The following is a 1,824-nucleotide window of genomic DNA, read 5'->3' as shown; positions in this document are numbered from 1 at the left end:
GCCGCGCTGTACGGGCCGCCGGGCCCGGGCAAGGAGGGCGCGGCCGAACTGGAGGCGATCGCGCTGGCCGTCGAGCGGGCCGGGGGGCGTGACTGGGCGCAGGCGCGGGCAGCGGACGAGATGTCCAGGGCCTTGCACCAGTTGGCGCAGGCGGTGCCGGTGCCGGAAGCGGCGGGCGGCCTGCTGTCCCTCGCGGAGTTCGTGACGCGGCGCGGCCACTGAGGGCGCCCGGCCGGTGTTCGGCGACGTACGGCCGCGGCCGATCGCGGCCGTACCTAGGACGAGGAGGGGGGTGACGGGGGCGGGGTCCAGCGTGGCCATGGGGATCTCCTGCGGGAGGACGGGGAGCGCCATCACGGGGGGTGGGGCGGCCGCCCTGCTGGTGGAACAGCCGTGGCTTCCGTGACTGCTGTGACTGCTGTGACTGCTGTGACCCAGACTGACCGGACTGCCTGCCAGCCTGCCGGTCGGCGTTCGGCCATCAGCGGCTGAGCTGCCGCACGGCCTTCGGGTACGGGCCCCGCATTCCGTCGCAGACCGGGCGGAACGCGGGGCCCGTACCCGCGTTCGGGAGTGATCGCCTAGGCTGCCAACGACCGGACAGGGCGGGCGAGTTGAGGCGCCCGGGCAGAGGGGATCCAAGGTGGGCGTGGGGATACGGCGGGCGGGGGAGAGTGACCGGGACTTCGTCGTCGGGCTGCTCGACGAGGCGTTCATGGACGATCCGGTCAGCGGCTGGGTGTTCCCCGGCGAGGCGTACCGGCGGGCCCGGCACGCGCGCCTGATGGGGGAGTTCACCGACGCGACGCTCGCCGAGGGGTACGTCGACCTCACGGAGGACGGGTCGGCCGCCGCGCTCTGGGTCGAGTTCCCGGACGCGCCGCATGCCGAAGCCGATGCGCCGCCCGCCGAAGAAGGTGAACCGGAGGACGTTCCGGCGCAGGTGCGTGCCGCCGTCGACCCCGACAACGAGCGGATCGAGGAGATCGTCCGGCTCATGGAGGACGTGCACCCGGCCGACCGCGCGCACGCGTATCTGTGGATGATCGGGGTGCGGCCGGGCCGACAGGGAGAGGGGCTGGGCACCGCGCTGATGACGCCGGTCCTGGAGCGCTGCGACCGCGAGGGGCTGCCCGCCTATCTGGAGGCGAGCAGCGTCACCAGTCGCGCCCTGTACGAGCGGCTCGGTTTCGTGTTCACCGGCACCGCGGTCGAGCTGCCGGACGGGCCGTCCTTGTGGCCCATGTGGCGGGAGCCGCAGGTCGGTTGACTGCGGGACGATTGGGTCCGGGGCGGCTGACCCGGGCCGGCTGAGGCTGGTTCGGTTGAGGCTTGTTCGGTTGAGGCTTGTTCGGTTGGGCCAGGCCGCCTGGGTCTGGGTCCGGGTCTGAGTCCGGCGGGGTGGGAACGGGCGGGGTGTTCATCCCCCGCCCGGCATGATGCGGCCGTTCCTCGCCTGTGCGGCAGGCCGCCGGGCGGGATCCGCTCCCGCAGCTTGTGCGGCGGGATGCCCGAAGTGATGGGGCGCTCTCGGCTTGTGCGGCAGGCTGCCTGATGTGATGCGGCGCTCTCGGCTTGTCCGGCAGGCTGTCCGGCGGGATGCGGCGCTCCCGGCCTGTACGTCACGTTGTCCGAGGTGATGCGGTGCTCCTGGCCTGTGCGGCCGGCTGCCCGGCGTGATGCGGCGCTCCCGGCCTGTGCGGCCGGCCGTCCGGAGTGATGCGGTGCTCCTGGCCGGTGCGGCCGGCTGCCCGGCGGGATACGGCGCTCCCGACCTGTGCGGCAGCCCGTCCGGCGTGATGCGCCGGTCCCGACCCGTGCGGC

General features: G+C 73.8%; 1 protein-coding gene and 1 pseudogene. Both read left to right on the top strand.

The annotated features are described in order from the left end of the window. Positions 1-222, top strand: a pseudogene (locus G3I40_RS39905) (polyprenyl synthetase family protein); the annotation flags it as partial. A 421-nt stretch (positions 223-643) separates the two neighbouring features. Then, positions 644-1,270 carry a GNAT family N-acetyltransferase gene (locus G3I40_RS39900; RefSeq protein WP_164559713.1) on the top strand — a complete coding sequence of 209 codons (627 nt, stop codon included), beginning with the start codon at positions 644-646 and terminating at the stop codon, positions 1,268-1,270. Positions 1,271-1,824 lie beyond the last annotated feature (554 nt).

Source organism: Streptomyces sp. SID14478 (assembly GCF_010548525.1).
Taxonomy (GTDB): Bacteria; Actinomycetota; Actinomycetes; order Streptomycetales; family Streptomycetaceae; genus Streptomyces.
This window is presented reverse-complemented; position numbering and strand designations above follow the sequence as displayed.